The organism is uncultured Shewanella sp. (genome assembly GCF_947495455.1).
Lineage (GTDB): Bacteria > Pseudomonadota > Gammaproteobacteria > Enterobacterales > Shewanellaceae > Shewanella.
The window spans coordinates 1-1,081 of the sequence record NZ_CANLZC010000229.1 but is presented as its reverse complement, the minus strand read 5'-3'; the positions used below and the strand labels follow the sequence as shown (position 1 = coordinate 1,081).

General features: G+C 39.8%; 1 tRNA gene and 1 rRNA gene. Both read right to left on the bottom strand.

The features are described 5' to 3' along the window. Positions 1 to 572 precede the first annotated feature (572 nt). Positions 573 to 649: transfer RNA gene (locus Q0791_RS24895), tRNA-Asp, on the bottom strand. Positions 650 to 777: 128 nt separating this feature from the next. Further along, positions 778 to 893: ribosomal RNA gene (rrf, locus tag Q0791_RS24890) — 5S ribosomal RNA — on the bottom strand. Between the last annotated feature and the right edge of the window lie 188 nt (positions 894 to 1,081).

The window sequence follows — 1,081 nt, the reverse complement described above, 5'->3', positions numbered from 1 at the left end:
CACAAAGTGAGCTGCTCAGACATTCCACTTCTGCGTTGCATTCATTTGAAAGGGAATCACCATTACAGCATAAATGCATAAATGCGCCTTGAATTGAAAAGCCTGAAAAGCTCTGAATTGATCATCTATATAATGGAATTGGTATTATCCCATAGCTTTTATGAAAACCCTACAATTTTCAACTGAAGGATAAATGTAACAATATGATTGAAGGCAATAGGATGACCGTTCCTTTAGCAAATAGCTAAAATAATGACATTATGGCTTTTGTCATCATTTAAAATGACCAATACGAAAAAACCCTACTATTTTTAGTAGGACTTATCCTAATGTTGTGAAGCGGACTTGCTCTTTATGACAACTGAACCCGCGCCCCCGGCGTGACAGGCCGACTCTTTCTAATGAGCTCTCTCTAATAAAAAGACTAATCAAAAGCCCTAAAATTCCCATGGATGGGGTGAATGCTGAATAATGTATGGAACATTATCAGCCCAACTGAACTACCGCTCTATTATTTTTAATCTCATATACGAAAAAAGCCTCATCATTTGATGAGGCTTTGATCTTTATGTTGGCGGAGCGGACGGGACTCGAACCCGCGACCCCCGGCGTGACAGGCCGGTATTCTAACCAACTGAACTACCGCTCCTTTAGCAAATTGCCTAAGCACTTCACTAAATGCTTTTATCGTCGCTAACTTGTCATGGTTAGGAGACGTGCTCTTATGAGCATTATTTTTTGTCTTACTTTTTATAAAAAAGTAAAATTAAAAGTGGCGCCTGGAAATGACCTACTCTCACATGGGGAGACCCCACACTACCATCGGCGCGATTGCGTTTCACTTCTGAGTTCGGAATGGGATCAGGTGGGACCACAATGCTATGGTTTCCAGACATAAAATTGAATTTGAAAAGCTGCTTTCAACGTTAGTCAAAAAAAAATAAATTGAGTGTCACTTACATTAAGTGTTCTTTCTAATTTTGCTAAGTTACCATTACTTTCGTAAAACCCATTAGGGTTGTATGGTTAAGCCTCACGAGTCATTAGTATCAGTTAGCTCAACGCCTCACAACGCTTACAC